General features: G+C 75.7%; 24 protein-coding genes. 14 read left to right on the top strand and 10 right to left on the bottom strand.

Going from position 1 to position 25058, the window contains the following annotated elements; all coding sequences use genetic code 11:
* A partial coding sequence (locus tag ACYVI6_RS12045) for an FGGY family carbohydrate kinase (RefSeq protein WP_460446603.1) occupies positions 1 to 1003 on the bottom strand: 1003 nt, incomplete at its 3' end.
* A gap of 107 nt (positions 1004 to 1110) precedes the next feature.
* On the opposite strand from ACYVI6_RS12045, the gene ACYVI6_RS12050 reads away from it, so the two are divergent.
* Both ACYVI6_RS12050 and ACYVI6_RS12055 read left to right on the top strand, forming a co-directional pair.
* Positions 1111 to 1956, top strand: a complete 846-nt coding sequence (locus ACYVI6_RS12050; protein WP_460446604.1) for a class II fructose-bisphosphate aldolase — start codon at positions 1111 to 1113, stop codon at positions 1954 to 1956.
* A 33-nt stretch (positions 1957 to 1989) separates the two neighbouring features.
* Positions 1990 to 2466 (top strand): globin domain-containing protein, encoded by a 477-nt coding sequence (locus ACYVI6_RS12055; protein WP_284289719.1) that lies wholly within the window; start codon positions 1990 to 1992, stop codon positions 2464 to 2466.
* A gap of 55 nt (positions 2467 to 2521) precedes the next feature.
* Here ACYVI6_RS12055 and ACYVI6_RS12060 read toward each other — a convergent pair whose 3' ends face one another.
* A complete protein-coding gene (locus ACYVI6_RS12060) occupies positions 2522 to 2869 on the bottom strand; it encodes a nuclear transport factor 2 family protein (RefSeq protein WP_284289718.1) in 348 nt (115 codons plus the stop codon).
* 80 nt (positions 2870 to 2949) lie between these two features.
* On the opposite strand from ACYVI6_RS12060, the gene ACYVI6_RS12065 reads away from it, so the two are divergent.
* The 9 genes from ACYVI6_RS12065 (at position 2950) to ACYVI6_RS12105 (ending at position 14899) form a co-directional block, all read left to right on the top strand.
* Positions 2950 to 3474 (top strand): metallophosphoesterase family protein, encoded by a 525-nt coding sequence (locus ACYVI6_RS12065; protein WP_460446605.1) that lies wholly within the window; start codon positions 2950 to 2952, stop codon positions 3472 to 3474.
* Between the two features lie 74 nt (positions 3475 to 3548).
* Positions 3549 to 4559, top strand: a complete 1011-nt coding sequence (locus tag ACYVI6_RS12070) for a glycosyltransferase family 2 protein (protein WP_460446606.1) — start codon at positions 3549 to 3551, stop codon at positions 4557 to 4559.
* Between the two features lie 143 nt (positions 4560 to 4702).
* Entirely contained in the window at positions 4703 to 7993 is a 3291-nt protein-coding gene (locus ACYVI6_RS12075) for a hypothetical protein (protein ID WP_460446607.1), read from the top strand.
* The gene (locus ACYVI6_RS12080) at positions 7980 to 8690 is read left to right on the top strand and encodes a hypothetical protein (protein ID WP_460446608.1); all 711 of its coding nucleotides are present in this window, start codon (positions 7980 to 7982) and stop codon (positions 8688 to 8690) included. Before ACYVI6_RS12075 ends, ACYVI6_RS12080 begins: the two co-directional genes overlap by 14 nt.
* Positions 8687 to 9829, top strand: coding sequence for a glycosyltransferase family 4 protein (locus ACYVI6_RS12085; protein WP_460446609.1), 1143 nt, complete (start codon positions 8687 to 8689; stop codon positions 9827 to 9829). Before ACYVI6_RS12080 ends, ACYVI6_RS12085 begins: the two co-directional genes overlap by 4 nt.
* 44 nt (positions 9830 to 9873) lie before the next feature.
* Positions 9874 to 10989, top strand: a complete 1116-nt coding sequence (locus tag ACYVI6_RS12090) for a glycosyltransferase (protein WP_460446610.1) — start codon at positions 9874 to 9876, stop codon at positions 10987 to 10989.
* Positions 10990 to 11101: 112 nt separating this feature from the next.
* Positions 11102 to 12631, top strand: a complete 1530-nt coding sequence (locus ACYVI6_RS12095) for a glycoside hydrolase 5 family protein (protein ID WP_460446611.1) — start codon at positions 11102 to 11104, stop codon at positions 12629 to 12631.
* 28 nt (positions 12632 to 12659) lie between these two features.
* Complete coding sequence (locus ACYVI6_RS12100) at positions 12660 to 13769, top strand: glycosyltransferase family 4 protein (protein WP_460446612.1); 1110 nt, start codon at positions 12660 to 12662, stop codon at positions 13767 to 13769.
* Positions 13770 to 13786: 17 nt separating this feature from the next.
* A complete protein-coding gene (locus ACYVI6_RS12105; RefSeq protein WP_460446613.1) occupies positions 13787 to 14899 on the top strand; it encodes a cellulase family glycosylhydrolase in 1113 nt (370 codons plus the stop codon).
* A gap of 79 nt (positions 14900 to 14978) precedes the next feature.
* Here the strand turns inward: ACYVI6_RS12105 and ACYVI6_RS12110 are convergent, their stop codons facing one another.
* The gene (locus tag ACYVI6_RS12110; protein ID WP_460446614.1) at positions 14979 to 15875 is read right to left on the bottom strand and encodes a glycosyltransferase family 2 protein; all 897 of its coding nucleotides are present in this window, start codon (positions 15873 to 15875) and stop codon (positions 14979 to 14981) included.
* A gap of 542 nt (positions 15876 to 16417) precedes the next feature.
* Here ACYVI6_RS12110 and ACYVI6_RS12115 point away from each other — a divergent pair.
* Together ACYVI6_RS12115 and ACYVI6_RS12120 are read left to right on the top strand one after the other, a co-directional pair.
* Positions 16418 to 17332 carry a DUF4397 domain-containing protein gene (locus ACYVI6_RS12115; protein ID WP_460446615.1) on the top strand — a complete coding sequence of 305 codons (915 nt, stop codon included), beginning with the start codon at positions 16418 to 16420 and terminating at the stop codon, positions 17330 to 17332.
* A complete protein-coding gene (locus ACYVI6_RS12120) occupies positions 17329 to 18018 on the top strand; it encodes a class F sortase (RefSeq protein ID WP_460446616.1) in 690 nt (229 codons plus the stop codon). The genes ACYVI6_RS12115 and ACYVI6_RS12120 overlap by 4 nt, the downstream gene beginning before the upstream one ends.
* Here the strand turns inward: ACYVI6_RS12120 and ACYVI6_RS12125 are convergent.
* The 3 genes from ACYVI6_RS12125 to ACYVI6_RS12135 all read right to left on the bottom strand — a co-directional run bounded on the left by ACYVI6_RS12125 (position 18006) and on the right by ACYVI6_RS12135 (position 20530).
* Positions 18006 to 18749, bottom strand: coding sequence for a serine O-acetyltransferase (locus ACYVI6_RS12125; RefSeq protein WP_460446617.1), 744 nt, complete (start codon positions 18747 to 18749; stop codon positions 18006 to 18008). The two genes, ACYVI6_RS12120 and ACYVI6_RS12125, sit on opposite strands and share 13 nt — an antisense overlap.
* Before the next feature lie 50 nt (positions 18750 to 18799).
* Positions 18800 to 19480, bottom strand: coding sequence for a PQ-loop domain-containing transporter (locus ACYVI6_RS12130; RefSeq protein ID WP_460446618.1), 681 nt, complete (start codon positions 19478 to 19480; stop codon positions 18800 to 18802).
* A gap of 210 nt (positions 19481 to 19690) precedes the next feature.
* Entirely contained in the window at positions 19691 to 20530 is an 840-nt protein-coding gene (locus tag ACYVI6_RS12135) for an oxygenase MpaB family protein (RefSeq protein WP_460446619.1), read from the bottom strand.
* A gap of 152 nt (positions 20531 to 20682) precedes the next feature.
* On the opposite strand from ACYVI6_RS12135, the gene ACYVI6_RS12140 reads away from it, so the two are divergent.
* Positions 20683 to 21081, top strand: a complete 399-nt coding sequence (locus ACYVI6_RS12140; protein WP_460446620.1) for a hypothetical protein — start codon at positions 20683 to 20685, stop codon at positions 21079 to 21081.
* A gap of 25 nt (positions 21082 to 21106) precedes the next feature.
* On the opposite strand, the gene ACYVI6_RS12145 is transcribed toward ACYVI6_RS12140, so the two are convergent.
* The 4 genes from ACYVI6_RS12145 to ACYVI6_RS12160 form a co-directional block, all read right to left on the bottom strand.
* Positions 21107 to 22222, bottom strand: coding sequence for a threonine aldolase family protein (locus ACYVI6_RS12145; protein WP_460446621.1), 1116 nt, complete (start codon positions 22220 to 22222; stop codon positions 21107 to 21109).
* Positions 22219 to 23415: an ABC transporter permease gene (locus tag ACYVI6_RS12150; RefSeq protein ID WP_460446622.1), complete on the bottom strand. Its 1197-nt coding sequence runs from the start codon at positions 23413 to 23415 to the stop codon at positions 22219 to 22221. Before ACYVI6_RS12150 ends, ACYVI6_RS12145 begins: the two co-directional genes overlap by 4 nt.
* Positions 23412 to 24299 carry an ABC transporter ATP-binding protein gene (locus tag ACYVI6_RS12155; protein ID WP_460446623.1) on the bottom strand — a complete coding sequence of 296 codons (888 nt, stop codon included), beginning with the start codon at positions 24297 to 24299 and terminating at the stop codon, positions 23412 to 23414. The genes ACYVI6_RS12150 and ACYVI6_RS12155 overlap by 4 nt, the downstream gene beginning before the upstream one ends.
* A gap of 96 nt (positions 24300 to 24395) precedes the next feature.
* A partial coding sequence (locus tag ACYVI6_RS12160) for a cytochrome P450 (protein WP_460446624.1) occupies positions 24396 to 25058 on the bottom strand: 663 nt, incomplete at its 5' end.

Consider the following 25058-nt stretch of genomic DNA (forward strand, 5'->3'; position numbering starts at 1 on the left):
CGCCCACGACCACGCGGCCGGACGGCGCGTGCTCGGCCGCGGCGTCGAGCGCGGCCAGCCCGTCGGGACCGACGCCGAGCAGGTCGAGCGCGCGGTTCTGGGCGAGGCCGCCCTCGGTGCCGCCGAGCAGCGTCCAGCAGCCGGGCCGGATGCTCGGGTCGGTGGTGATGCCGCCCCGGGCCAGCCGCGCGACGTCGGCGCGGTCGGGCACGTCGGCGATGGTGCGCACGAGCGCCTCGGCGGTTCCGGCCGAGTCGAGCTCGGCCCCCGCGTCGTCGGCCCGGGCACCGAGGGCGGCGGCCTGGTGGTCGTGCCCGGCGAGCGTCAGCACCGCCCGGCGCAGCAGCGGCGACACGTCGGCCGACACCGCGCCGACCGGCACGCCCGCCGCGACGAGCGGCGGCATGAGCGCACGCGTGGCGCCCGACCAGGCGAGCGCGTCGTCCCACCAGTCGCGGGCGGCGACGTCGAGCCAGCCGGTGCGCCCGGCCAGCGACAGCTCGAGCACCTCCTCGCCGCCCAGCCCGCGCACCACCCAGCCGCCGACGTCGAGACGCCGCGTCGCGGCACGGGTCGCGGGCAGGTTGCGCAGCAGCCACCGGTGCTTGGTGAGCGAGAACTGGTCGCGCAGCGGCTTGCCCGCGACGCCGGCGAACGCCTCGTGGCCCAGCTCGTCGGCGAGCGCCGCGACGTCGTCGGTGTCGCGGTCGTCGTGCCAGGCGACCACGGGCGCGAGCACCCGCCCCGCGGCATCCACCAGCACGCCCGACTCACCCATGCTCGTGACGCCGACCGCCGCGACCGGCACGCCCGCGTCGTCGGCGGCGAGCGACAGCGCCGTCAGGGCCGAGTCCAGCAGCGCGGCGGCGTCGATCTCGGTGCCGTCGACGGTCGTCGTCCACGTGGTCGGGGCGCGGCCGGTGCCGAGGGTGCGGCCGTCGGCGTCGAGGACCACGGCCTTGCTGGACGTCGTGCCGACGTCGAGCCCGGCGAAGGCGGCCACGGTGCTCCCTCGTTGTCGTCTTGGGATCTCGTGGATATGGTTGCGTCTCGTTGGGGTCGCGTCAAGCGACCGGCACCCCGCAGCCGACGGCCGGAAAGGCGCTCCGCATGCCCCTCGTGACCACCGCCGAGCTCGTGCGCGACGCGGCCGACCGCCGCACCGGCGTCGCCGCCTTCAACGTCATCACCCTGGAGCACGCCGAGGGCATCGTGGCCGGCGCGGTGCGCGCCGCCCGGCCGGTGATCCTGCAGGTCAGCCAGAACGCCGTGCGCTTCCACGACGGCGCGATCCGGCCGCTCGCCGCGGCGCTGCGGGCGGTGGCCGACGAAGCCGGCGTCGACGTCAGCCTGCACCTCGACCACGTCGAGGACGTCGACCTGGTGCGGCGCGCGCCCGACGCCGGCTACTCCTCGGTGATGGTCGACGCCGGCGCGCTCCCCTACTCCGACAACGCCTCCCTCACCGCCGAGCAGACCCGCTGGCTGCACGAGCAGGGTCTCGCGGTCGAGGCCGAGCTGGGCTACGTCGGCGGCAAGGACAGCCAGCCGCAGAGCGCCCACGCGCCCGGCGTCCGCACCGACCCCGAGCAGGCCGCGGCGTTCGTGGCCGCGACCGGCGTCGACGCGCTCGCCGTCGCCGTCGGCAGCTCGCACGCCATGACCTCGCAGACCGCGCAGCTCGACCTCGACCTGATCGCGTCGCTGCGCGAGGCCGTGCCGGTGCCGCTGGTGCTGCACGGGTCGTCCGGCGTGCCCGACGACGTGCTGCGCGCGGCGATCGAGGCGGGCGTGGTGAAGGTCAACATCGGCACCGCCCTGAACATCGCCTACACCGGCGCCGTGCGCGAGGCCCTCGCGGCGTCCGAGACGGTCGACCCCCGGCCGTCGCTGACGGCGGCGCGGGCGGCCGTCGCCGACGCCGTGGCGCAGCTGCTCGTCGTCGTCGCGGCCTGACGCCGGAGCGCCCGCGGCGCTACCGTCGCGGACGTGGCCGACGACCCCCACGAGGACGTGCCGACGCTGCTGGAGTGGGCCGGCGGTGCGGGCGCCGTGCGCCGGCTGATCGACGCCTTCTACGACCGCGTCGAGCGCGACGACCTGCTGTCGGGGTTCTTCCCGGGCGGCGTCTCTGCGGCGCACCGCGAGCACGTGACGCTGTGGTGGACCGAGGTGCTCGGCGGGCCGGACGGCTACACGGCGATCGGCGGCTACGAGCGGATGCTGGCGCACCACCTGCGGCTCGCCATCACGGCGGAGCAGCGGTTCCGCTTCGCCACCACCATGAGCCGGGCCGCCGACGACGCCGCGCTGCCGGCCGACCCCGAGTTCCGGGCCGCGCTCGTCGGCTACGTCGAGTGGGGCACCCGCATCGCCATGGACAACAGCCGGCCGGACGCCGAGCCGGTGCCGCACGCCCCGGTGCCGCGGTGGGGCTGGGGCGTGGCGCCGCCGTACCGGCCCTGACCGCGCGCCGTCAGCGCCGTCAGCGCCGTCAGCGCCATCAGGGCCGGCAGCGGCGTCAGCGGCGGGCCAGCAGGTCCTTCGGGTCGAAGGTCGCGCGGATGCGGGCGATCCGGCCGTCCTCGACGTGGCACCACATCGCGACCGGCGCGGGCCGGGAGCCGCCGGTGTGCAGGTCGAACCAGGTCAGCACGTCGGGCCCGTCGGTGAAGACCTTCAGCACCCGGATCTCGGTGGCCACGTGGGCGATGCCGCGCAGGCCGGCCACGCACGCGTCGGCGCCGTCGGCGCTGCCGACCGGCCCGCGGAAGGTCACCGCGTCGTGCAGCACCCCGCGCACCGCGTCGAGGTCGCCGCGCTGCCAGGCCTCGAAGAGCGTGGTGGTGGTCTGCGTCGGGTCGGTCATGTCGGGCGCTCCTCGGGGTGGGGGTCTGCCTCCGAGCCTGCCCGAGCGCCGGCAGGCCGCAACCGCGCGAGGATGCCGGTGTGCCGAAGCTGCTGCTGCTCGCCGACACGCACCTGCCGAAGCGGGCCCGCGACCTGCCCGCCGAGGTGTGGGACGCCGTCGACGCGGCTGACGTCGTGCTGCACGCCGGCGACTGGGTCGACGTCGACCTGCTCGACCGCCTCGAGGCCAGGGCGCGGCGGCTGATCGGCTGCTGGGGCAACAACGACGGCGCGGCGCTGCGGGCCCGGCTGCCGGAGGTGGCGCACGCGACGCTCGGCGGCCTGCGGTTCGCGGTGGTGCACGAGACCGGTGGGCGCGACCGGCGCGAGCTGCGGGCCGAGCGCGCCCACCCCGACGTCGACGTGCTGGTGTTCGGGCACAGCCACGTGCCCTGGGACAGCACGGGTCCCCGCGGGATGCGGTTGCTCAACCCGGGTTCACCGACCGACCGGCGCCGGATGCCGCACGCCACCTACCTGACGCTGACCGCGGACGACGGCGCGCTGCACGACGTGCGGCTGCACGAGCTGCCGCAGCGCGCGACGGGATCGCGCGACTCGTGAGCGGAGCGTGACGATACGGGGTCCCTCTGGCGCAGCAGCCCGCGCCGCACCGGCCCGGCGGTTACGCTCGGTGGGTGCCCAGCCCCGTGAGTCCTGACAGCAGCCGCCCGACGTACTCGGTCGTCGTGTGCGCCTACACGACGGACCGCTGGGACGACCTCTCGGCCGCCGTCCGCAGCGCCCTCGCCCAGGACCCGGCGCCGCTCGAGGTGCTGCTGGTCATCGACCACAACGCCGAGCTGCTGACCCGTGCCGAGAGCGGCCTGAGCGACCTGCCCGGCGTGCGGGTGCTCGCGAGCACCGAGCACCAGGGCCTGTCGGGGGCCCGCAACACCGGCGTCCGGGCGGCCGGGGGCGACGTCGTGGTGTTCCTCGACGACGACGCGCGCTGCGACCCGCACTGGGCCGCCGCGCTGCTGCGCCCGTACGCCGACCCGCAGGTGGTCGGCGTCGGCGGGCACGTGGTGCCCGACTGGCGCGCCCCGCGCCCGGCCTGGATGCCCGAGGAGTTCCTCTGGGTCGTCGGGTGCAGCTTCCGCGGGCAGCCCGAGGGCGAGGCCCGCGTGCGCAACGGCATCGGCGCCAACCTCAGCTTCCGCCGCAGCGTGCTGGAGTCGATCGGCGGCTTCAGCCCGCTGGTCGGGCGGGTCGGTGCGGACGCCGCGGGGTGCGAGGAGACGGAGCTGTCGATCCGCGCCGTCGAGTCCGTGCCCGGCGGGGCCATCGTGCTGGTGCCGGACGCCGTCGTCCGCCACGCCGTCACCCCGGCCCGCACGACCCGCAGCTACTTCCGGGCCCGGTGCCGCGCCGAGGGCCGCTCGAAGGCGATCGTGAGCAGCCTGGTCGGGTCGGGCTCGGCGCTGTCGACCGAGCGCACCTACGTGACGCACACCCTCCCGACGGCGGTGCTGCGCGGGCTGCGGCCGCGCGCCGGCCGGCCGGCGGCACCCGGTCAGAGCGTCGCGGTCGTCGAGGGCCTCGTGCTCACCGCCACCGCCTACGCCGGCCAGCTGCTGCGCCAGCGCGTCCGTCCCGTGACGAGCGACCCCGCGACCGCGGCGGACGCCGCGCAGACGGCGGCCTGACCCGCGCCAACCCGCGGCCCCCGCGGCTCCGAAGCAGCAGAAGCGGTGCCGGCGTCCTGTGCCGACCCGTACCCTGGCAGTGGTCGACGACGCCCCTGACCGACGTCCACCCGACCCCCGTCCGACGGAGACCCACCATGGCCGTGATCGCTCCGCCGGGCGACGCCCGTCCGGAGGCGACCAGCCGCGCCGGGCTGCACCGCATCGGCAGGATCGTCGCCTCCCTCGTCGGCACCCAGGCCGCGACCAGCGTGCTCGGCGCGCTGTTCTGGCTGACCGCCGCGCGGCAGCTGTCGGTCGAGGCGGTCGGCATCGGCCAGGCCGCGGTGTCGCTGATGAACGTGCTCACCACCTTCGGCACGGTCGGCCTCGGCACGCTGCTCATCGCGCGCATCCCGCACCTGCCGCAGGGCACCCGCCGGCTGACCGTGCGCAGCGCGCTCGCCGTGGCCGGTGCCGTCACCCTGGTGCTCGCCGTCGTGGTGCCGGTCGTCGCGATCCACCTGCTGGGCGCCGAGAACCTGCGGCCGGTCGGCGGCTCGACGACCACGCTCGGCACGTTCGCGATCGGCACGGCGCTGATGGCCGTCGCGCTGGTGATCGACCAGTCGGTGCTGGTGCTGGGCAACGGGGCGCTGCAGCTCGAGCGCAACCTCGTGGCCAGCGCGACGAAGATCGTGGCGCTGCTCGCCCTCGCCGCCACCGGGCACAGCGGCGGCATGACGATCTTCGCCGCCTGGGCGATCGGCAACCTGGTGTCGCTGCCGGTGCTGTCGTGGCGCACCCGCGGCGGCTGGCCGCTGCAGCAGGACCGCCGGCTGGTGGCGCCGTCGGCGCTGCGCGGTCTGGGCCGGGGCGCGGCCGGGCACTACTCGCTGAACACCGTGCTGCAGGTGCCCCTGATGCTGCTGCCGGTGCTGGTCACGGTGCTGCTCGGCGCGCGCGACAACGGCGTCTTCGGCCCGGCGCTGCAGGTGACCGGCTTCGTCTTCGCCCTGCCGTACGCCGTCTCGCTGAGCCTGTTCGCCGCCGCCGAGGGGCGGGCCGGCGAGGTGGTCGACCGCATGCGGGTCACCGTGCCGTTCGGCCTCGCCGTCAGCCTGCTCGCGAACGCCGCGCTGTTCCCGCTGGCCCCGTGGGTGCTGCGGCTGTTCGGCAGCGAGTACGCCGAGCAGGGCACGCCGATCCTGCGGCTGCTCGTGCTCGCCGGCCTGCCGTTCGTGATCAAGGACCACTACGTCGCGCTGCGCCGGGTGCAGAACCGCACGCTGCAGGCCACCGCGGTGCTCGGCGGGTTCGCGGTGCTCGAGCTGGTCGCGGCGGTCGTGGGCGCGCGGTCGCACGGCACGACCGGGCTGGTCACCGGGTGGCTGCTCGTGCTGGCCGTCGAGGCCGTCGTCCTGTCGGTGCCGCTGGTGCGCGCGGTGCGCGCGCCGCGGGGCGACGACGCGACGTCCGCGCAGACCCCCGCCGCCCCGCTGCAGCCGGCCGCTGCACCCAAGAGCCGCACGGTGGCCGAGGCCCTGGCCGAGCAGGCCGAGCAGGCCGAGCGCGACGAGACGGACGGCGACCCCGGCGACGACGACCTGACGCGCGTCGACGACCCGCCCGACGAGCCGCCGACGAGCCGCTGGGCGCGCGCCGCCCGGGCGATCGGGGTCGGACCGGTCGTCGTCCTCATGGCGCTGGGCACCGTCGCGATGTCGGTGGGCGTCTCGATGGCGCGCGAGGACGGCGTCAGCACCGCCGCGCAGGCCCTGTACGTCGGCGGGCTGCTGATCGTGTTCCTGCCGGCCGCGGTGGGCATCCTGCTGCCGCGGACGCCGAACCTGGCGCGCGTGGTGCTCGCCGTCGGGCTGCCGCTGCTGCTGCAGCTGAGCCGCACGGTGCTGTACCCGACCCGCTTCATGTTCCACGACGAGCTGGTGCACGCCACGGTGCTGCGCCTCATCGGCTCGACCGACCGGCTCTTCACGACGAACGGGCTGCTGCCGATCACGGCGGACTACCCGGGGCTGTCGGTCGTCACGAACGCGGTCACCGACCTGACCGGCCTGTCGGAGCACACCAGCGCCGTCGTCGTGCTGACGGTCACCCGGCTGGTGCTCGCGCTCGCCGTCGTCGGCATGGTCGAGCGGATCACCCGCTCGCCGCGCGCGGGCGCCGTGGCCGGGCTCGTCTACGTGTGCAACCCGCAGTTCCTGTTCTTCAACTCGCAGTACTCGTACCAGACCCTCGCGCTGCCGCTGGCGGTGCTGACCGTCTACCTCTTCCTGGCCCGGCGCCGCGGGGCGCGCACCTCGCTGGTGCTGCCGCTGCTCGCCGCCGCCGCGACCTGCCTGACCCACCACGTGACCAGCGCGCTGCTGGTGCTGGTCTGGGTGGTGTGGACGCTCGCCGAGCTGGTGCTGCGCCGCCGCCGCCCCAACGAGCTGCGGGCGCTGGTCACCATGGCGGCCGGCACGCTCGCCTGCTTCGTCGCGATCCTGCTGAACCCCGGCAACACCCTCGGCAGCTACCTGGGCGCGATCGCCACCAGCTCGGCCAGCGACCTGGGCAAGCTGGTGCGCGGCGAGCAGACGAAGGAGGTCTTCCGCAACTCCGCGGGCGTCTCCACGGCACCGTGGGAGCGGGTGGCGATCATCGCCTCCCTGGCGATCACCGTGCTGGTGCTGCTGCCCGCCCTGTGGCGCGCCCGCCGCTTCGTCGGCCGCCGGGCCACCGTCGCCGTCGTGCTCTGCCTGGTCGCGCTGATCTACCCGGCCGTCCCCGGCGGCCACCTGACCCGGGCGACGTCCGAGGTCGGCGACCGCTCGGCGGGCTTCGTGTTCCTCGGCATCGCCTTCGTCGTCGCCTGGTGGGTGTGCCGACGGCGGCTGCGGGCATGGCAGGCCGTCCTCGGGGCCGTCGCGGCCGGCGTCACCTTCATCGGGTCGGTGGTGCTCGGCGTCGGGTCGTTCAGCCAGCAGCTGCCCGGCCCGTACCAGGTGTCGTCCGACGCGCGCAGCGTCGACCCGCTGAACCTCGAGGCGGCGCGCTGGATGGCCGGCAACCTGCCGAACGGCAGCCGGGTGTACGCCGACCGGGTCGGTGGCCTGCTGGCCTCGAGCGACGGCGACCAGTTCACCGTGCGGCACATCAGCACCGACATCGACGCCTCGCGGCTGCTGCTCGACCCCGAGTACGGGCCCGAGGACGTGCGGCTGATCCGCCAGGCCGGGCTGCGCTACGTGATCGTCGACCGCCGCGACGCCAACGGCCTGCCCAACCAGGACGTCTACATCGAGAACGGCGAGTTCGGCGGCGGCGACCGCACCCGACCGGTGCCGCTGGCCGCGCTGACCAAGCTCGACCGGGTCGACGGCGTGCAGCGCATCTACGACAACGGCGCCATCGCGATCTACGACGTGGAGGCGCTCCGTGCGACGCCGTGAGCCCCTGGCCGCCCTGGCCCTCGTCGTCCTCGCGGTCGTCGTCGCGCTGGTCGGCGCGCCGACCTGGCTGGCCACCGCCTCCCTCGGGCTCGCGGCGGTCGCCGCCGCCGGGGTGCTGGCCCGCCGCCGGCGGCGCGGCGGCATCGACACCACGGTCGTCGCGGCCGGGCTGCTGCTGGCCACGACCGTGCTCGTCGGCGTCGTCATGGACCTCGTCGGCATCCGGCTGACGCGCACCAGCTGGGCGCTCGGGCTCGGCGTCGTGGCCGCCGGCTGCCTGGTCTGGTCGGCGCTCTTCGACCCACCGGCGCCCACGTCGCCGGCGACCGCGCCGCTGGGTCGGCTGCGCCGCCGCGACGTCGGGTGGCTGGCCGTCGCCGCCGCCGTCGTCGCGCTGGCGATCGGCATGTCGACGCGCACCGTCGACCGGCTCGACGTCGCCTCGGTCGCCCTGTCGCTCGGCACGGTCAGGGGGTCCGCGGTCGAGGTCGTGCTGAGCTCCGACACCGCCGCCGGCCCGTACGAGATCCGCACCGAGGCGCCGGACGGCAACTCGGTCAGCTACCCGCTGGTGAGCCTGCGCGCGGGCCAGTCCCTGCGCACCACCGTCGACCTCCCCCGGAAGGGCCGGTACGTGATCACGCTGAACAACCCAGGGCAGGACCGCCCGGTCCGCACCCTGACGGTGGACCGGTGACCCGCCGGCCGCGCGTCCTGCAGGTCGCGCCGCGCTTCCCACCGGACGCCGGCGGCACCGAGACCCACGTCGCCGAGGTGACCCGCCGGCTGCAGCAGCAGGGCGAGTTCGACGTCACCGTGCTGACCACCGACCGCGCCGGTGACCGACCCCGCTCCGAGGTCGTCGACGGCGTGCCGGTGCTGCGGCGCCGCGCCTACCCGCGGGCGGCCGACGTGCACCTGGCGCCCGGCATCGCGCCCGTCATCGCCCGCGGCGGCTGGGACCTGGTGCACCTGCAGAGCGTGCACACCCTGGTGCCCCCGCTGGGCATGGCGACGGCGCTCGCGTCCCGCCGGCCCTACGTGCTGACCTTCCACAGCGGCGGGCACTCGTCCGCCGGCCGCAACGCCGTGCGCGACGCCCAGTGGAAGACCATCGCCCCGCTGCTGCGGCGTGCCGACCGGCTGATCGCGGTGAGCCGGTTCGAGCGCGACCGGTTCGCCGCCGCGGCGGGCATCGACCCCTCGCGGTTCGCCGTCATCGGCAACGGCGGCGTGCTGCCGCCCACGCCCGAGGGCGTCGTGCCGGTGCCCGGCCGGATCGTCTCCAGCGGCCGGCTGGAGGAGTACAAGGGGCACCAGCGGATCATCGCCGCGCTGCCCCGCATCCGGCAGCGGGTGCCCGAGGCGCACCTCGTCGTGCTCGGCACCGGGCCGTACGAGGCGCCGCTGCGCGCGCTGGCGCACGAGCTGGGCGTCGCCGACGTCGTCGACATCCGGTCGGTGCCGCCGGGCGACCGGCTGGCGATGGCCCGCGAGCTCGCGAGCGCCAGCATCATGGCGTCGCTGTCGTCGTACGAGGCGCACCCCGTCGGCATCATGGAGGCAGTGACGCTCGGGCTGCCGGTCGTCGGGCTCGACGTCGCCGGCACCGGCGACCTGGTCGAGGACGGCCTCGTCACGGGCATCCCCGGCGACGCGACGCCCGACCAGGTGGCCGACGCGCTCGCCGACGCGCTGGTCGCGACCGGTGCCCGCGGCGCGGTGCCGCACGTGCCGGTGGCCGTCGAGCTGCCGACCTGGGAGACCAGCACCGAGCAGCTCGCCCAGGTGTACCGCGAGGTGCTGGCCGCGCGCGCCGCCGGGCGACGTCCGTGATCCGACCCGGGGTGCCGGTGCCTGCCGGCCGACCCCTGCGGGTGGTGCACGTCATCACAGCGCTCGGGACGGGAGGGGCCGAGCGCCAGCTCGAGCTGCTCGTGGCCCGCTCGCGCCAGCAGTCCGCCGTCGTGGCGCTTTACGAGGGCGGACCCGTGGCCGACGCGATCCGTGCCCTGGGGGTGCGGGTCGAGGTGCTGGGGATGGCGGGTGCGGCGCGGCTGACGGCGGTGCCGCGCCTGGTGCGGCTGCTGCGCCGGTACCGGCCCGACGTCGTGCACGTGCACCTGCTCGCCGCCCAGCTCTGGGCGATCCCGGCGGCGCGGCTGGCCGGGGTGCCCGTCGTCGTGTCGAGCGAGCACTCGCTGATGGACGACTCGATGGAGGGGCGCCCGCTGACCCCTGCGCTGCGCGGCACGTACCGCGTGCTCGAGCGGCTGGCCTCGCACACCGTCGCGGTGTCGGCGACCACGGCGCAGCGCCTGCAGCGGTGGGGCGTCGACCCGCAGCGCGTGACGGTGGTCGACAACGGCATCGACGTCGACGCGCTGCGCTTCGACCCGGCGGCCCGGGCGGCGGTGCGGGCCGAGCTCGGCGTCGACGACGACACGCTGGTCGTGGGTGCCGTCGGCCGGCTCGAGCCCGTGAAGCGGATGGACCAGGTGCTGCGCGCCGCGGCCCCGCTGCTGCGCGACCGGGGCGCGGTGCTCGTCGTGGCCGGCTCCGGCTCGCTGGCCGCACCGCTCGCCGAGCTGGCGCGCAGCCTGGGCGTCGAGGGCCGGGTGCGCTGGCTGGGGTCGCGATCGGACGTCGCGGGCGTGCTGTCGGCGACGGACGTGCTGGTGAGCGCCTCGCGAGACGAGACCTTCGGCATGGCGGTGGTGGAGGGCCTGGTGGCCGGGCTGCCCGCCGCCTACGTCGAGTGCCCCGCGCTGGAGGAGCTGCCGGCCCCGGTCGCCGCCGCCGTCCAGGTGCCCGAGCTGGACGACGACGACGAGCAGGTCGCGGCGCTGGGGCGGGTGCTGGCGCAGCTGGCCGACGAGGCGGTGGCCCGCGGGCTGCAGCGGCTCCCCGTCGACCCCGCGCTGCGCAGCCGCTACGGCGCGCAGCCGGCCGCCGACCGCGTCGACGCGGTCTACCGCAGCCTGACCGGCGGGTGACGACGCGCCCGCTGCCTCACGCTCGGTAGGCGCGGCAGGCACGAACCGGGCAAACAGGTGACGCCGCCGCGGGCGGGTCAGGTCACCGGGCCGCCGTCCCGAAGGCGTGTGGGTGAGCAGCCCCCTCCCCCCTCGCCCGCGCCGCACCACGCTGCTCGCCACCCTGCTGCTGGTGGCCGCGCTGGTCGTGAGCGGGGCGGTGACCGCCGTCGCGCAGACCGGCCCGACGACGTCCGGCGTGCTGCCGCAGGCGACCACGGCGGCCGCGGCGACGGCGTCCACGTTCGTGAAGCGCAGCGGACGAGTGCTGCAGATCAACGGTTCGACGTTCCGCTTCAGCGGCAGCAACATGTACTGGCTCGCGCTCGACGACAACGTGCGCGACGCCGCCGGCCCGACGTACCCCTCGCGGCGCAGCATCGACGACGCCATGGCGACGGCCGCGGCGTCCGGCGGGACGGTCGTGCGCGCGTGGGCCGGCACCGTGGGGTGCGCCCGCTGCATCGAGCCCCGGCTGGGTGAGTTCAACCAGGCCGGCTTCACGGGCCTCGACTACGCGGTCGCGTCAGCGCGCCGCAACGGTCAGCGGCTGGTGCTCAGCCTGGTGGACAACTGGGCGTACTACCACGGCAGCAAGACCACCTTCACCGGCTGGCGGGGCAGGCCCGAGTCGGCGTTCTTCTCCGACCCGCAGGTGATCGCCGACTACCAGGCCTACGTCACCCACGTGCTGACGCACGTGAACCCGTGGACCGGGCTGGCCTACCGCGACGACCCAACGATCATGGCGTGGGAGACCGGCAACGAGATGTGGTGCCAGACCTGCTCCGGCAACTTCTGGGACGGCTCGTGGACGCGCAAGGCCGCCGACCACGTCAAGGCGGTGGCGCCGAAGCAGCTCGTCGTCGACGGTCACGCGACCGACCCGAACTGCGTGACCGCCTGTCTGCACGTGCCGTCGCTCGACATCGCCTCCGTCGACCTCGTGGACGACCACTTCTACCCGCTGCGCGCCGCCCGCGTCCGGACGTCGTCCGCGACCGCCGCCGCGCACGGCAAGGGGTACCTCGTCGGCGAGTACGACTGGGTGAACGAGAACGGGGGCGACGCGCTGCCGACGTTCCTGTCGGCGGTCGAGTCGAACCCGGTGAACGGCGACCTGCTGTGGGCGCTCATCCCGCACGCCGACGGCGGCGGCTTCGCGAACCACGACGACGGGTTCCAGCTGTTCTACCCGGGCCGCACGCCCGACCAGGTGCAGCGGTCGCGGTCGCTCGTCGCGCACGCCGGCACGATGTCGGGCCGCGGCAGCTCGGCCGTGCTGGCGCTCGCCCCGGCGCAGCCGACGCTGAGCGCCGCCACCCGCACCGGCGGCGGCGTCGGGCTGGTGTGGTCGGGCGTGGCGGGGGCGCTCAGCTACGAGGTGCAACGCTCCGACGTCGCCTCCGGCTGGACGACGTGGACCACCGTGGCCGCGGCCGTCGACGACCACCGGGTGATCGACGGGCCGACGTGGACCGACGTCAGCGCAGCCGCCACGTCGACCACGACCCTCCCGACCTACCGGGTGCGCGCACGCAGCCTCGGCGGCGTCGTGGGACAGTGGTCCGCGCCCCTGCTGGCGGCGCCGCAGGGGTCGTGACCGACCGAGGACCGATCCGGGGACGGCCATGACGAGCGAGCGCCAGGTGCGCCCGGACGCCACCGGCGTGCTGCTCGCCTCCCGCGGCGACCCCCTCACCCCGCACCTGCGGGCGGCGCTCGCGCGCCGGTACGACGTCGTGGGCCCGGTGTCGCCCGAGCTGACCCGCGGGCAGCGGGCCGTGGTCGCGGCGCTCACCGTGCGACCCGGCCGCGAGGCGTGGGGGCAGCGCTACGTCAAGAGCCCGCTGGGGCACCGGCTGCGCACCCGCAACGCGCTGCACCGGTTCGGCCCGTCGGCACCCGGCCGGCCGGTGCTGGCGGTGCACGCGCTCTTCGAGGCCCCCGGCACCGCCAGCGCCGTCTACGTCGACTGCACCCACCGGCAGGCCGCGGAGGGGTGGCCGGCCTGGAACCCGTTGCGCGGCAACGCCCTCCGCTCCTGGTACGCCGCCGAGACCCGCACCTACCAGCGCGCGGCCCACGTGTTCGCCTTCTCCCGCTGGGCCGAGCGCTCGCTGGTCAAGGACTACGGCGTCGACCCCGAGCAGGTCAGCGTCGTCGGGCTCGGCGCGAACTTCGGCGCGCAGCCGCGGCCGCCGCGACGACCCGGCCCGCCCACCGTGCTGCTCGTCGGGCACGACCTCGTGCGCAAGGGCGGCGAGGTGCTGCTGCGGGCCTTCGCCGACGTCCGCCGCGAGGTGCCGGACGCGCGCCTGCAGCTGGTCGGGCGCCACCCCCGGCCGGGCCGCCTCCCCGCGGGGGTCGAGTCGCTCGGACCCGTCGACCGCGCCGGCGTCGCGTCGCTCATGCAGCGGGCCGACGTCTTCGCCCTCCCCTCGCTGTTCGACCCCATGCCGCACGCCCTGCTCGAGGCGATGGCCCACGGGCTGCCCGTCGTCACGACGCGGACCTGCGGGATCCCCGAGTTCGTGGAGGACGGTGTCACCGGCCGGCTCGTCGACCCCGGCGACGCAGCGGGCCTGGCCGCGACCCTCGTGCGATGCTTGACGCAGCCCGGACGCGACGCCGCACTCGGTCTGACCGGTCAGGCACGCGTCGAGGAGGCACACCAGTGGGACCACGTCGTGCACCGGATGGCGCCCGCCCTCGACCGCCTGCTCGGCACCGCGCGCTAGCCGGCGCGGCGGCCGCCGTGGTCGCGGCGATCGCCCTGCTGAGCGGCTGCGGCACCAGCGCGGGCGACTTCGTCAGCCGCTCGGGGTCGGGCTTCGTGCGCGACGGGCAACCGTTCCGCTTCGTGGGGTTCAACTACTTCGACGCCGCCGCGAGCGACATCTACTCGTGCGCCCCGCAGGCCCGGCTCAGCGACGACGACCTGACCGCCCTGCTGCGGACGGCGCACGACACGGCCGGCGCGACGGTGCTGCGGTTCTGGGCCTACCAGCCGTACACCGACGGCGGCCGCGACTTCACCGGGATCGACCGCGTGCTCACCGCGGCGAAGAAGGCCGACATGCTCGTCATCCCCGTGCTGGAGGACGGGCCGGGGTACTGCACCACCGGCGAGACCGGGATGTCGAAGGCCGAGTACATGGACGACCAGTGGTACACCACCGGCTACCGGGAGAAGTTCGGCTCGGCGCGCCTGTCGTACCGCGACTACGCGAAGGTGCTGACCGAGCACTACGCGGACGACCCGACGATCCTGGCGTGGATGATGGTGAACGAGGCCGAGACCTCGCGCCGCGTCGACGGCGACCGGACGGCGCTGCTGCCCTTCGCGCAGGACGTCGCCTCGGTCATCCGCTCGGTCGACACCCACCACCTGCTGACCCTCGGCACGCAGTCGAACGGCGCCCCCGGCACCAGCGGCCCCGACTTCGCGGCCCTGTACGGCGACCCGTCGAGCGACTTCGCCGAGGTGCACGACTGGGCCTACTACGGGGCCGACGACCAGGCGCTGCCCGGCTCGCAGGACGGCCGGCTGCCCGACCCGGCGTCCGGCCAGTGCCAGCAGCGGTCGGCGCGCATCGCCTGCTCGTTCGCCATCGCGCAGCAGCTCGGCAAGCCCCTCGTGGTGGGCGAGGCCGGCATCAAGGCGACCGACGACGCCGGCCGCACGCGCCGCGCCGAGCAGCTCGGCGCCAAGGCCGACGCCGACTTCGCGGCGGGCGCAGACGGCTACCTCGTCTGGAACCTGAACACGGTGCAGACCGAGGGGTACGACGTCGTGCCGGCGACGCGCGACCCGCTGCTGGCCCGGCTGCTGGGCATCAGCCGCCGGCTCCAGCCGCCGGCTCGCTGACCCTCGCCCCCGGAGCCGGCCGTCGAGCGGACGCACGAGAGGGGCCACCGGCGCACCGGTGACCCCTCCCGATCGAGCGTCAGGCGCTCTCGCTGCGCACCGGGCGCATCTGCTCCTCGAAGGCCCGCAGGTCGATGACCTGGCCCTCGTGCTCGACCTCGACGTGCGCGTGCACCGGGTTGGCGACGGCCTCGTCCACGACGTCCGCCGAGACGCCCATCGAGTCGGCGGCCGGGACGATCGCGCCGGCCGCGCGACGGCGGTGCAGCCGCTCGCTGAAGATCGTGCGCAGCACCCGCACGCCGTCGCGGAACGTGTTGAGGTTGCTCTCGCCGTGGATGCGCGGCAGCTCGACGCTCGGCACCTCGGTGACCGACAGGCCGGCGCTGGCCACCCGGCAGTTGATCATCGTCTCGATCTCGAACCCGTCGCCCCACTGCGCCCCGTTGGCGCGGGCCGCCGGGATCGACAGCGACGGCAGCACGTCGCGCCAGAAGGCGTTGTAGCCGTAGCAGAGGTCGGTGTACCGCGACCGGAAGAGCAGGTTGGTGACCATGGTCAGGGCGCGGTTGCCGGCGTCGCGCAGGGGGGTGATGTCCTCGCTGCCGCCGGTGGTCAGCACGCGGCTGCCCTTGGCGAAGTCCGCACCGTCGCGCAGCGCGGCGACGAACGCGTCGATCTCCGCGGCGTCCGCCGACCCGTCGGCGTCGAACATCACGACGACGTCACCGGTCGCGGCCTCGAACCCGCACGCCAGCGCGTTGCCCTTGCCCTTGCGGGTCTGCTGCACGAAGTCCGCGTCGGGGCGGACCCGGGCGACGACCTCGGCGGTGGCGTCGGTGGAGTGGCCGTCGACGACCACCACCTGGTGCACGTCGGGCAGCTGCGGCAGCACGATCTCGAGGTTGGCCGCCTCGTTGCGGGCGGGGACGACGATGGTGATCGTCGGGAGCTCAGGACGGGTGTCAGGAAGCATGCGGAGATCCTCCGATGGCGGGATGCGGACGGTGTCGCTGCTCACGCTTCATCGGGCGAACGGCACGAGCTCCCGGGTGGCCTCCGGGGCTCGTCGTAGCGACAGTCTCCCCTGTTCGCGGCCGGACGGCGCGCGGATGGGTGGATCCGGTGGGCCGTTCGTGGGATCTCCTGCCCGACGGACTAGTGTTCTCGCTGTCGGTCAGGCTATGGCAACAGACAGTGAGGTCCGCGTGCGGCTGGTCCCCTCCTCCTGTCACTGCGGGCACCCGCGCGACGTGCACCGCCACTACCGCCGCGGCAGCGACTGCGGGGTCTGCGGCGCGGCCCGGTGCCCGCGCTTCCGCCGAGCCTGGTTCCAGCACGGTTGACGCCGTGCGACCGTCCGGGTGAGCCCGCGGTCGCGCACGGTGAGACGACACCCATCCGGCGGCCCGCCGGCTGCGAAGACCCCGTGAAGGCCCGTCCTGCGCGTCGCCGGCGCCCGGGACGGCACGTACGCTGACGCGGTCGCACCCGGCGACCCGTGGGTCTGGAGATCCGATGTCACAGCTCGTCCTGCCGCAGCGACCCCCGACCCGACGCGCCCCGCGCGCGCTGGTCGCCGTCCTCGGGATGCTGGCGCTCGCCGTCGGCTCGTTCACCGCCCTGTCGCCGGCCTCGGCCGCCGACCGTGCCGGCGCCGGCGTGGCGTGGGTGCGGGCCGCGCACCTCGTGCCGGGCATCGGCTCGACGCGGGTGAACCTCGACCCGGCCGGCGGCACCGCGCGTGCGACGCCCGTCGTCATGTCGCCCGGCGCCAGCTACGGCGACGTCACCGACTACCAGAAGGTCGCGCCGGGCACCTACACCGTGACCGTCACCCCGACGTCCGGCGGCAGCGGTGCGCCGATGCTCTCCCGACGGTTCACCATCACGAAGGGTCAGGCGATGACCCTGGCCGTCATCGGCACCGAGGCCGCGCCGCGGCTGGCCACGCTGCGCGACGACCTCACCCCGCCGTCGGCCGGCGACGTGAACGTGCGCGTGCTGCCGGCCGTGTCGAAGGCCGACGCGCTGTCGGTGCAGGCGGTGAACGGTCCGGTCGTCGCCTCCGACGCCGTGCTCGGGCAGGCCACCGGCTACCGCAGCGTGCCGGCCGGGTCGTGGACCCTGAAGGTCAGCGCCGACGCCATGGCCGCCGCGACCGCGAAGGTGAAGCTGAAGGCCGGCGGCGTCTACACGGTCGTCGTGCTCGACGGCTCGGCCGGGGCCCTGCGCACCAAGGTGGTCACGGACGCCGAGGGCATGGCCGCCGCGGCGCCGAAGGGTGGCGCGCAGACCGGTGGCGGCGGCACCGCGCCGTCGCCCGCCCCCGCGCTGCCCCTGGTGCCCGTGCTGCTGCTCGCCGCCATCGCGCTCGGCGTGCTCGGGGTGCGGCGCCTGCCCCGCCCGGTGCGGGTCACCGCGCGTCGGTGACCACGCGCCGGCGCCCGGCGCGTCAGGGCCGGTCGGCCGCACTGGTCGGGGTGCTCCTGGGGGCGATCGCCCTGACCGGGTGCGGGGGGTCGCCGACTGATTCCGCGGCCGCCCCCGCCGCGCCGACGAGCGCCGTCACCGGCACCACGAGCCCCACCGCCCGAGCGAGCGCGGACGCCGCCACGGACGCCGGGGCGGACGCCGCACCCGCGGTGCCCGCGCCGTCCGGCACGGTCGAGCAGGCTCCGCGAGGCACCAGGCCGGTGCGGGTGCTCGTGCCCCGCATCGGCGTCGACTCGCGCCTCGTCGACCTGGGCATCGCGAAGGACGGCACGATCGAGGTGCCGACCGACTACGACCGGGCCGGGTGGCTGGAGACCGGCCCCGTGCCGGGTGCCCGCGGGCCCGCCGTGATCGCCGGGCACGTCGACTCGAGGTCGCGCCCGGCCGTCTTCTACCGGTTGCGCGAGCTGCGGATCGGCGACGAGGTGGTCGTGGTGCGCGCCGACGGCAGGAAGGTGCGGTTCACCGTCGACGATGTGCAACAGTATCCCAAAAACAAGTTCCCGACGGACGAGGTCTACGGCCCGTCGCCCGGGCCGGTGCTGCGCCTGATCACCTGCGGCGGCAGCTTCGACCGCAGCGTCGGCCACTACCGCGACAACGTGGTGGTCTACGCGTCCTGAGCGCCCGCGACGCCGGCGCCCTCGGGCACCGTCTCCGCGTCGTCCAGCCGGATCTCGGGCCGGCGCCACGCCGCCAGGGACGCCGCTCGCCCGGCGTCGTCGTCCTGCCCGGCGTACACCACCATCTCGAACGACGGGCGGCCTGGCAGGATCCGCGCCGGAGCGCCCACGGCGGTCGCGCGCGCCGGCACGTCGCGGGTGACCACCGAGTTCGCTCCCACCACGCTGTCGTCACCGAGGTGGATCGCGCCGGTGACCACCGCACCGGGCCCGACCCACACGCGGTCGCCGAGCGTCGGGCGGGTGTTCTCGCCGGTGCGACCCGAGCGGCCGATGGTGATGCCGTGGCTGACGGTGCAGTTCTCGCCCATCGTGACGGCCCCGATGATCACGCCGCCGAAGTGCCCGATGTAGAGGCCGGGGCCGATGCTGGCCCGCTCGGCGACGGAGATGCCGGTGCTGGCCTCGACGAACCGGTTCGCCGCGAAGTGCAGCACCCGCGCCGCGAGACGCACCACCCGCCCGGCGGCGGACGCCGGCTGCCAGTGCACCAGCTCGTGCCCGACCCGGTGCACCAGCGTGGCCTGCAGCCCCTGGCAGATCGTGAGCGCCCGCAGCACCTTGACCGCCGGCACCTCGTGCTGCAGTGCCGCGGTCCCGTCCAGCTCGAGGAGGTGCACGTACCGGCCGGCGTCCGCGCGGACGACAGCACGCAGCGAGCTGAAGGACATGCTGCGAGCGTACGTGCTGACGCCCGGCCGCGGGACCCGCGGGCGTGCGGTCAGCGGATCGCCGCGGGCCGGGCGAGCAGCAGCTCGAGGTCGAGGTCGAGCTCGAGGTCCGCCATCAGGTCGCGGGCCCGCCACGACGCCGGCACCGGGGCCACCTCGGCCACGAGCACCAGGGCGGCGGTGACGCAGGCCGCACCCGCCGACCCGATGACGGCCACGTCGTGCGCCAGCACGCCGGACGCCGTCCACAGCAACGTGACGACGACCGTCAGCGCCCACGTCGCGACCGAGACGCCGGACGGCAGGTCGTGCCGCCAGGTGCGCCAGGTGACGACCATCTGCGGGATCCGCGAGGCCAGGCCGGTCAGCGCGAGCGGCAGGGTGATCCAGGCCGACGGCGCGACGAGCACGGCGGCGGCGGTCGCAGCCAGCACCGCGGCGTACGGGGGCAGGTTGCGCAGCCGCTGCGGGCCCGACAGCACCAGCCAGAGGATCAGCAGGCCACCGGCGCCGCCGAAGACGTTGGCCAGCACCTGCGCCGGCTGGTCGCTGCGCAGGCCGTAGGCGAGCCAGCAGGCGTTCGAGGCGGTCGCGACCTGCCACGAGCGGGCGCTGATGCCCTCGACGGCGCGGGTGCGCACGAGGCGCACGACCTGCGGGACGGCGATGAAGCAGCCGAGGACGGCGGCGGAGTACGCGAGGACCTGGCCCAGGAGGGCAGCGGACGGCACGGGGGGACGAGCTCCAGACGGGGACGGTGCGTGAGCGCGCACCCGTGCACCACAGGCCCCTGGGGGCGGGTCGACGGGTGTCGCGAGGACAGGCGTCGACGGTGACTTCCTGGTGCATCGTCCCAGGTGCCGCGGGGCTGGATGGACCGTCCGGGTGACGGCCGCGCGTCCCGCCCCGTCCCGCGTCCCGGCGTCCGGTGGGGCTGCGGGTCAGGCGGCGCCGACGCGCTCGAGCGCCTGCGCGTGCGCCGGGTTGCGGCCCCAGCGGTCGGGCACGACGAGCAGCGCCTGGCGCAGCGCGCGGGCGGTGACCGCGGCGGCGAGGTCGGTGGTCGGCAGGCCGGGCAGCCCGTAGAGCCGGCGGGCCCACGGCGGCAGCAGGGTGCCCGCGGCGCCGACGAGCGCGGCCCACGCCGGGCGGGCCGGCGTCACGAGCTGCACCCAGAGCGGCATCGGCGGGGCGAACCCCCACAGCGCGTTGCGCCGGGCGACGGCGGTGACCCGCAGCTGCGGGCGGACGCGCTCGAAGTACTCCTCGAGCTCCTGCTCGCTGCGCGGGATCGCCTCCGGGTCGATGCCGACGAGCGCGGCAGCCCGCCGCTGCTCGTCGACGTAGCGGTCGCCGTCACCGGGCTCGAGCCGCCCGCCGGCCCGCCGGTAGGCGTCGAGGAACGAGTCGACCTCGGCGTTGTGCACCCACTCCAGCAGGTCGGGGTCGTCGATGCGGTAGGGCAGCCCGCTCTCGGGCTCCACGCCCTCCGGCAGCCGGCCGTGCACCCGCCGCAGCCGCGCGCCCGCCGCCTCGGCCTCGGCGCGGGTGCCGTACGTGACGGTGCTGACCCAGTCGCCGGTGCGCTGCAGCCGGCCCCACGGGTCGTCGCGGAACACCGAGTTGTCGTCGAACCCGGCCATCACCAGCGGGTGCACGGCCTGCAGCAGCAGCGCCCGGAAGCCGCCCAGCGCCATCGACGGGTCGCCGTGCACGCGCCAGGTCACCGAGTCGGGCCCGAACAGGCCGGCGCGGTCGTCCCGGTCGTCCGTGGAGGTCATGGCACGACGGTCGCACCGGGGCGCGCGACCCGCACCCGCCCGGCGCGATCGAGGTCGTACGACGAACGGACCGTTGCCGCTACGCCGTCGTCGCCGAGAGCGTCTGCTCACCGGCACCCAGCAGGGCCCGGACGACGGAGAGGGTGAGTGCGATGACGACACGGACGAGGACCGCTGCGGCGGGTGCGGCGGCGCTGCTGGCGCTGGGGTCGCTGCTGACGACGGCGGGCGCGGCGGAGGCGAAGGGCGGCGACCGCCGCGTCGAGGCGCGCGGCACGTGCACCGGGGGCGGCACCTGGAAGCTGAAGGTGCAGGCGGACGACGGCGCGCTCGAGGTCGAGGCGGAGGTCGACACGAACCGGGCCGGCCAGACCTGGCGCACCACGGTGCGCGACGGCGGGTCCGTGGTGTTCCGCGGCGACCGCGTCACGAAGGCCCCGAGCGGCTCCTTCGAGGTCGAGCGCCGGACGGCGGACCGGGCCGGGACCGACGTCGTGACCCTGCGCGCCACCCGCGGCGACCGCGTGTGCGCGGGCACCGTCCGCTTCTAGAGGGCGTCCTGCCGGCTGGTGCGCGTCACGCGTCGCGGGCGGCGCGCACCAGGCCGGCGAGCACGGCCACCAGCTCGTGGACCGGCCAGTCGAGGGTCGCGGGGCCGACGACGACCTCCGTGGTGCACCAGCCCGGCACGTCGGCGTCCGCCGCGTACGACAGGGCCCACACGCCCTCGGTCTCGGCGAGCAGCACCGACTGCTCCACGAGCGCGTCGGCGGCGACGTCGACGAAGAGCTGGAACCCGTTGGTGCGCGGCGCCTCCGGGAACACCCTGACGCCGGGCACCTGCGCCAGCGCCGTGGCCAGCTCGCGGGCGCGCTCGGCCCACGCGGCGCACGACCCGAGGTGCTCGCGCAGCCCCTGGCGGGCCGCCACGACGTACGGCGCCATCGTGTAGAGGGTGCCGCCGAGGCGGTGCCGCCACTGCCGGACGGCGTCGACCAGCTCGACCGGACCGGCCAGCGCCGCGCCGGCGAGCCCGCCCAGACCCTTGTAGAACGACACGTACACGGTGTCGGCGAGGCCGGCCACGTCGGAGAGGTCGTGGCCCTCCCCCGCGTAGTACGGCGCGCTCTCCCACAGCCGCGCGCCGTCGAGGTGCACCGGCACGTCGCGCTCGCGGGCCACCGCCACCAGCTCGGTCAGCTCGTCCCAGGTGGGCAGCAGGTAGCCGGCGTCGCGCAGCGGCAGCTCCACCACGAGGGCGCCGAACGGGCCGGGCGCGGCACGCAGGTCGTCGGCCGACAGCGGACGCCGCGCCGACGTCAGGTGCTCGGTGCGCAGCCCCTGCACGACCGGCAGCGCGTCCTCCTCGTGCACCACGAGGTGCGACAGGCCGTGCACGGCGACGGCCGGGCGCCCGGTGCGCTCGGCCCAGGCCCGCAGCACCGCCTGCTGCGCCATCACCCCGCTCGGCACGAACGCGGCGGCGGGCTTGCCCAGCAGCCCGGCGACCTCGGTCTCGAGCGCGGCCAGCTCGCCGCCCGCCCCGTACCGGTCCCAGCCGTCCGCGACCTCGGGGTCGACGGCGTCCGCGAGCGCCCGCAGGCGGTCGGCCAGCCGCACCGGCGGCGCGCCCATCACGAAGCGGGTGGCGGCTGCGCGGGCGCGGTCGACGCGCTCCGGGTCGACGGTCACGACGACGCCCTCGCCGAGCGGCCCACGGCCTCGCGCCACGACCGCTTGCGGCCGAGCTGCAGCACCGAGTGCTGGTAGACGCGGGCGGCCAGCACCGCTGCGAGCGCGGTCACGACGAGCAGCAGCAGGGCGCTGCCCACGGCCTCCGGCCAGCCCGACACCCCGAGCGCGATCCGCACCGGCACGAGCATCGCGGAGAACGGCGGCACCCACGCCAGCACCGACGACAGCGTGCTGTCGGGCTGCCCGAGCGTGTACTGCGCCAGCAGGAACGACCCGACGGCGAGCAGGTTCATCGGCGTCGTCACGGAGTTCACGTCCTCCTGCCGCGACACCAGCGACCCGGCGGCGGCGTACAGCACCGCGTAGAACGCGAAGCCGAGCACGTAGAAGACGAGCATCGAGGCGAAGAACGCGACGGCCGACGACCCGATGGTCACCAGTCCGCTGAGCGACCCGGCCAGCAGCGCGGCACCGCCGAACAGCGCGACCTGCAGCAGCCCGACGGCGCCGATGCCGAGCACCTTGCCCACCAGCAGGTCGAGCGGCCGGATGGTCGCCAGCAGCAGCTCGACGACGCGGCTCGACTTCTCCTCCACCACGCCCATCGCGACGTACAGGCCGTACAGGTAGACCGAGAAGAACAGCAGGAACACGCCGACGTAGGCGACGACGCGGCGCTGGTCGCGGTCGGGGTCGGCGGGCTCGATGGTCTGGACGGCGGGGGTGGCGCGCTGGACGGCGTCGGTGACGGCCCCGCGGTCGACCCCCTGCTGCTGCAGCACGGCGTCGAGCGCGGCCTGCCGGGTGGCGGCGGCCAGCACCTCCGGCAGCGCACCGTCCGGGTCGGTCTTCGTGACCGTCGTCCAGCGCCCCTCGCCGCCCGACACCAGCGCGGCCTTCACGGTGCCGTCCTGCACCTGGCCGCGCGCGGCGGCGGCGTCGGGCAGCTCGCGCACCCGCACGGGGGTGCCGGTGGCGGCGCCGGCCTGCTGCAGCGTCTGCGCGAAGCCGGACGGCGCGCCCACCAGGCCGACGAGCGGCGGCTCGCTGCGCTTCGACACCACCGACCCGACGACGGTGCCGGCGACCAGCAGCACCAGCATCACCGCCGTCGAGATCAGGAAGACCTTGTTGACCAGCCGGGTGACCAGCTCGCGGCGGGCCACCAGCAGCACGGCGGACGCGTTCACTGCGACACCACCTCGCGGTAGAGCTCGGCCAGCGAGGGCCGCTGCCGGGTGAAGCCGCGCACCGGCCCGTGCCGCAGCGCGGTCTGCAGCACCGCCTGGTCGTCGGCGCCGCGGTCGAGCCGCAGCCTCGTCGTGTCGCCGGTGCGGCCCTCGACCGTCACGCCGGGCAGGCCGTCGGCCCACCCGTCCGGGGCCGCGGGCGCCTCGACGTCGAGCAGGTCGGGACCGGTGGCGCGCAGCTCGTCGACGGTGCCGACGGCGCGCATCCGCCCGGCGGCGATGATGCCGACGCGGTGGCACAGCCGCTCGACCAGCTCGAGCTGGTGGCTGGAGAAGAGCACGGGGGCGCCGGCGGCGCTGCGCTCGGCCAGCACCTCGCTCATGACGTCGACGGCCAGCGGGTCGAGGCCGGAGAACGGCTCGTCGAGCACCAGCACGTCGGGGTCGTGCACGAGCGCCGCGGCGAGCTGCACGCGCTGCTGGTTGCCGGTGCTGAGGGCGTCGACGGTGTCGCCCAGCCGCTCGTGCACGCCGAGCCGCGTCGTCCACCGCTCGACCGCGGCCGCGGCGTCCGGCTTGGAGAGGCCGTGCAGCCGGCCGAGGTGCAGCAGCTGGTCGCCGACCTTCATCTTCGGGTAGAGCCCGCGCTCGGCCGGCATGTACCCGATGCGCCGCCTGGCCGCGAGGCCCACCGGCTCGCCGCCCAGCCGCACCGTGCCGGCGTCCGCCGCGAGCACCCCGAGGGTGACGCGCATGGTCGTCGTCTTGCCCGCGCCGTTGCTGCCGACGAACCCGAACAGCTCGCCGGGCGCCACCTCGATCGAGATGTCGTCGAGCGCCACCAGGTCGCCGTACCGCTTCGTCACGTGCTCGATCTGCAGCACCGTCCCCGTCCCCCCCGTGCCGAGATGCGAGTAGTGGTCGACCTCCGTGCCCCGAAGTCAACCACTCCCCGCATCTCGGCCAGGGGGCGCGGGGCGTCAGGCGGGGGTCTCGATCCGGACGTCGAGCACCGCGGGCGGCATGCGGCGCAGGCTCACGTCGCGCGGGCCGCTCAGGTGGTACGGCGTGCGAGCCAGCCGCACCGACGCGTCGCGCAGCAGCTCGACGGTCAGCCGCTCGCCCGGGCAGCGGTGGCCGGTGCGCGCGTCGCCGCCACCCTGCGCCAGCAGCTCGAACGGGCCGGGCTCGCGGCCGTGGAACCGGTCGAGGTCGAGCCGCCCGGGCTGGGGCCAGACCTGCGGGTCGTGGTGGCTCCCGTGCACGTCGAGCAGCACCAGGTCGCCCTCGTGCACGTCGACGCCGCCCCAGCTGAAACCCTTGCGCGCCAGGGCCCCCAGCACCGGCACGAACGGGTAGCGCCGCCGCACCTCGTGGGCGAAGGCCTCGGTGTCCTCCGGCGCGCCGTGCGCGAGGCGCTCGCGCAGCCGGGGCTCGTGGCCGATCGCCGTCGCGGCGTACGTCACCAGCCAGGACACCGCGACAGTGGGTCGCACCACGTTGTGCAGCTCCACCGCCGCGGTGCGTTCGTCGAGCAGCCGCCCGTCGGCGTCCCGGTGCGCGGCCACCGCCGCGACCGCCGGGCCGGCGGACGCCGGGTCGGCGCGCGCCCCGCGGACGGCGTCGCGCAGCAGCTGCAGGCG

The sequence above is a fragment of the Angustibacter aerolatus genome (genome assembly GCF_054776675.1).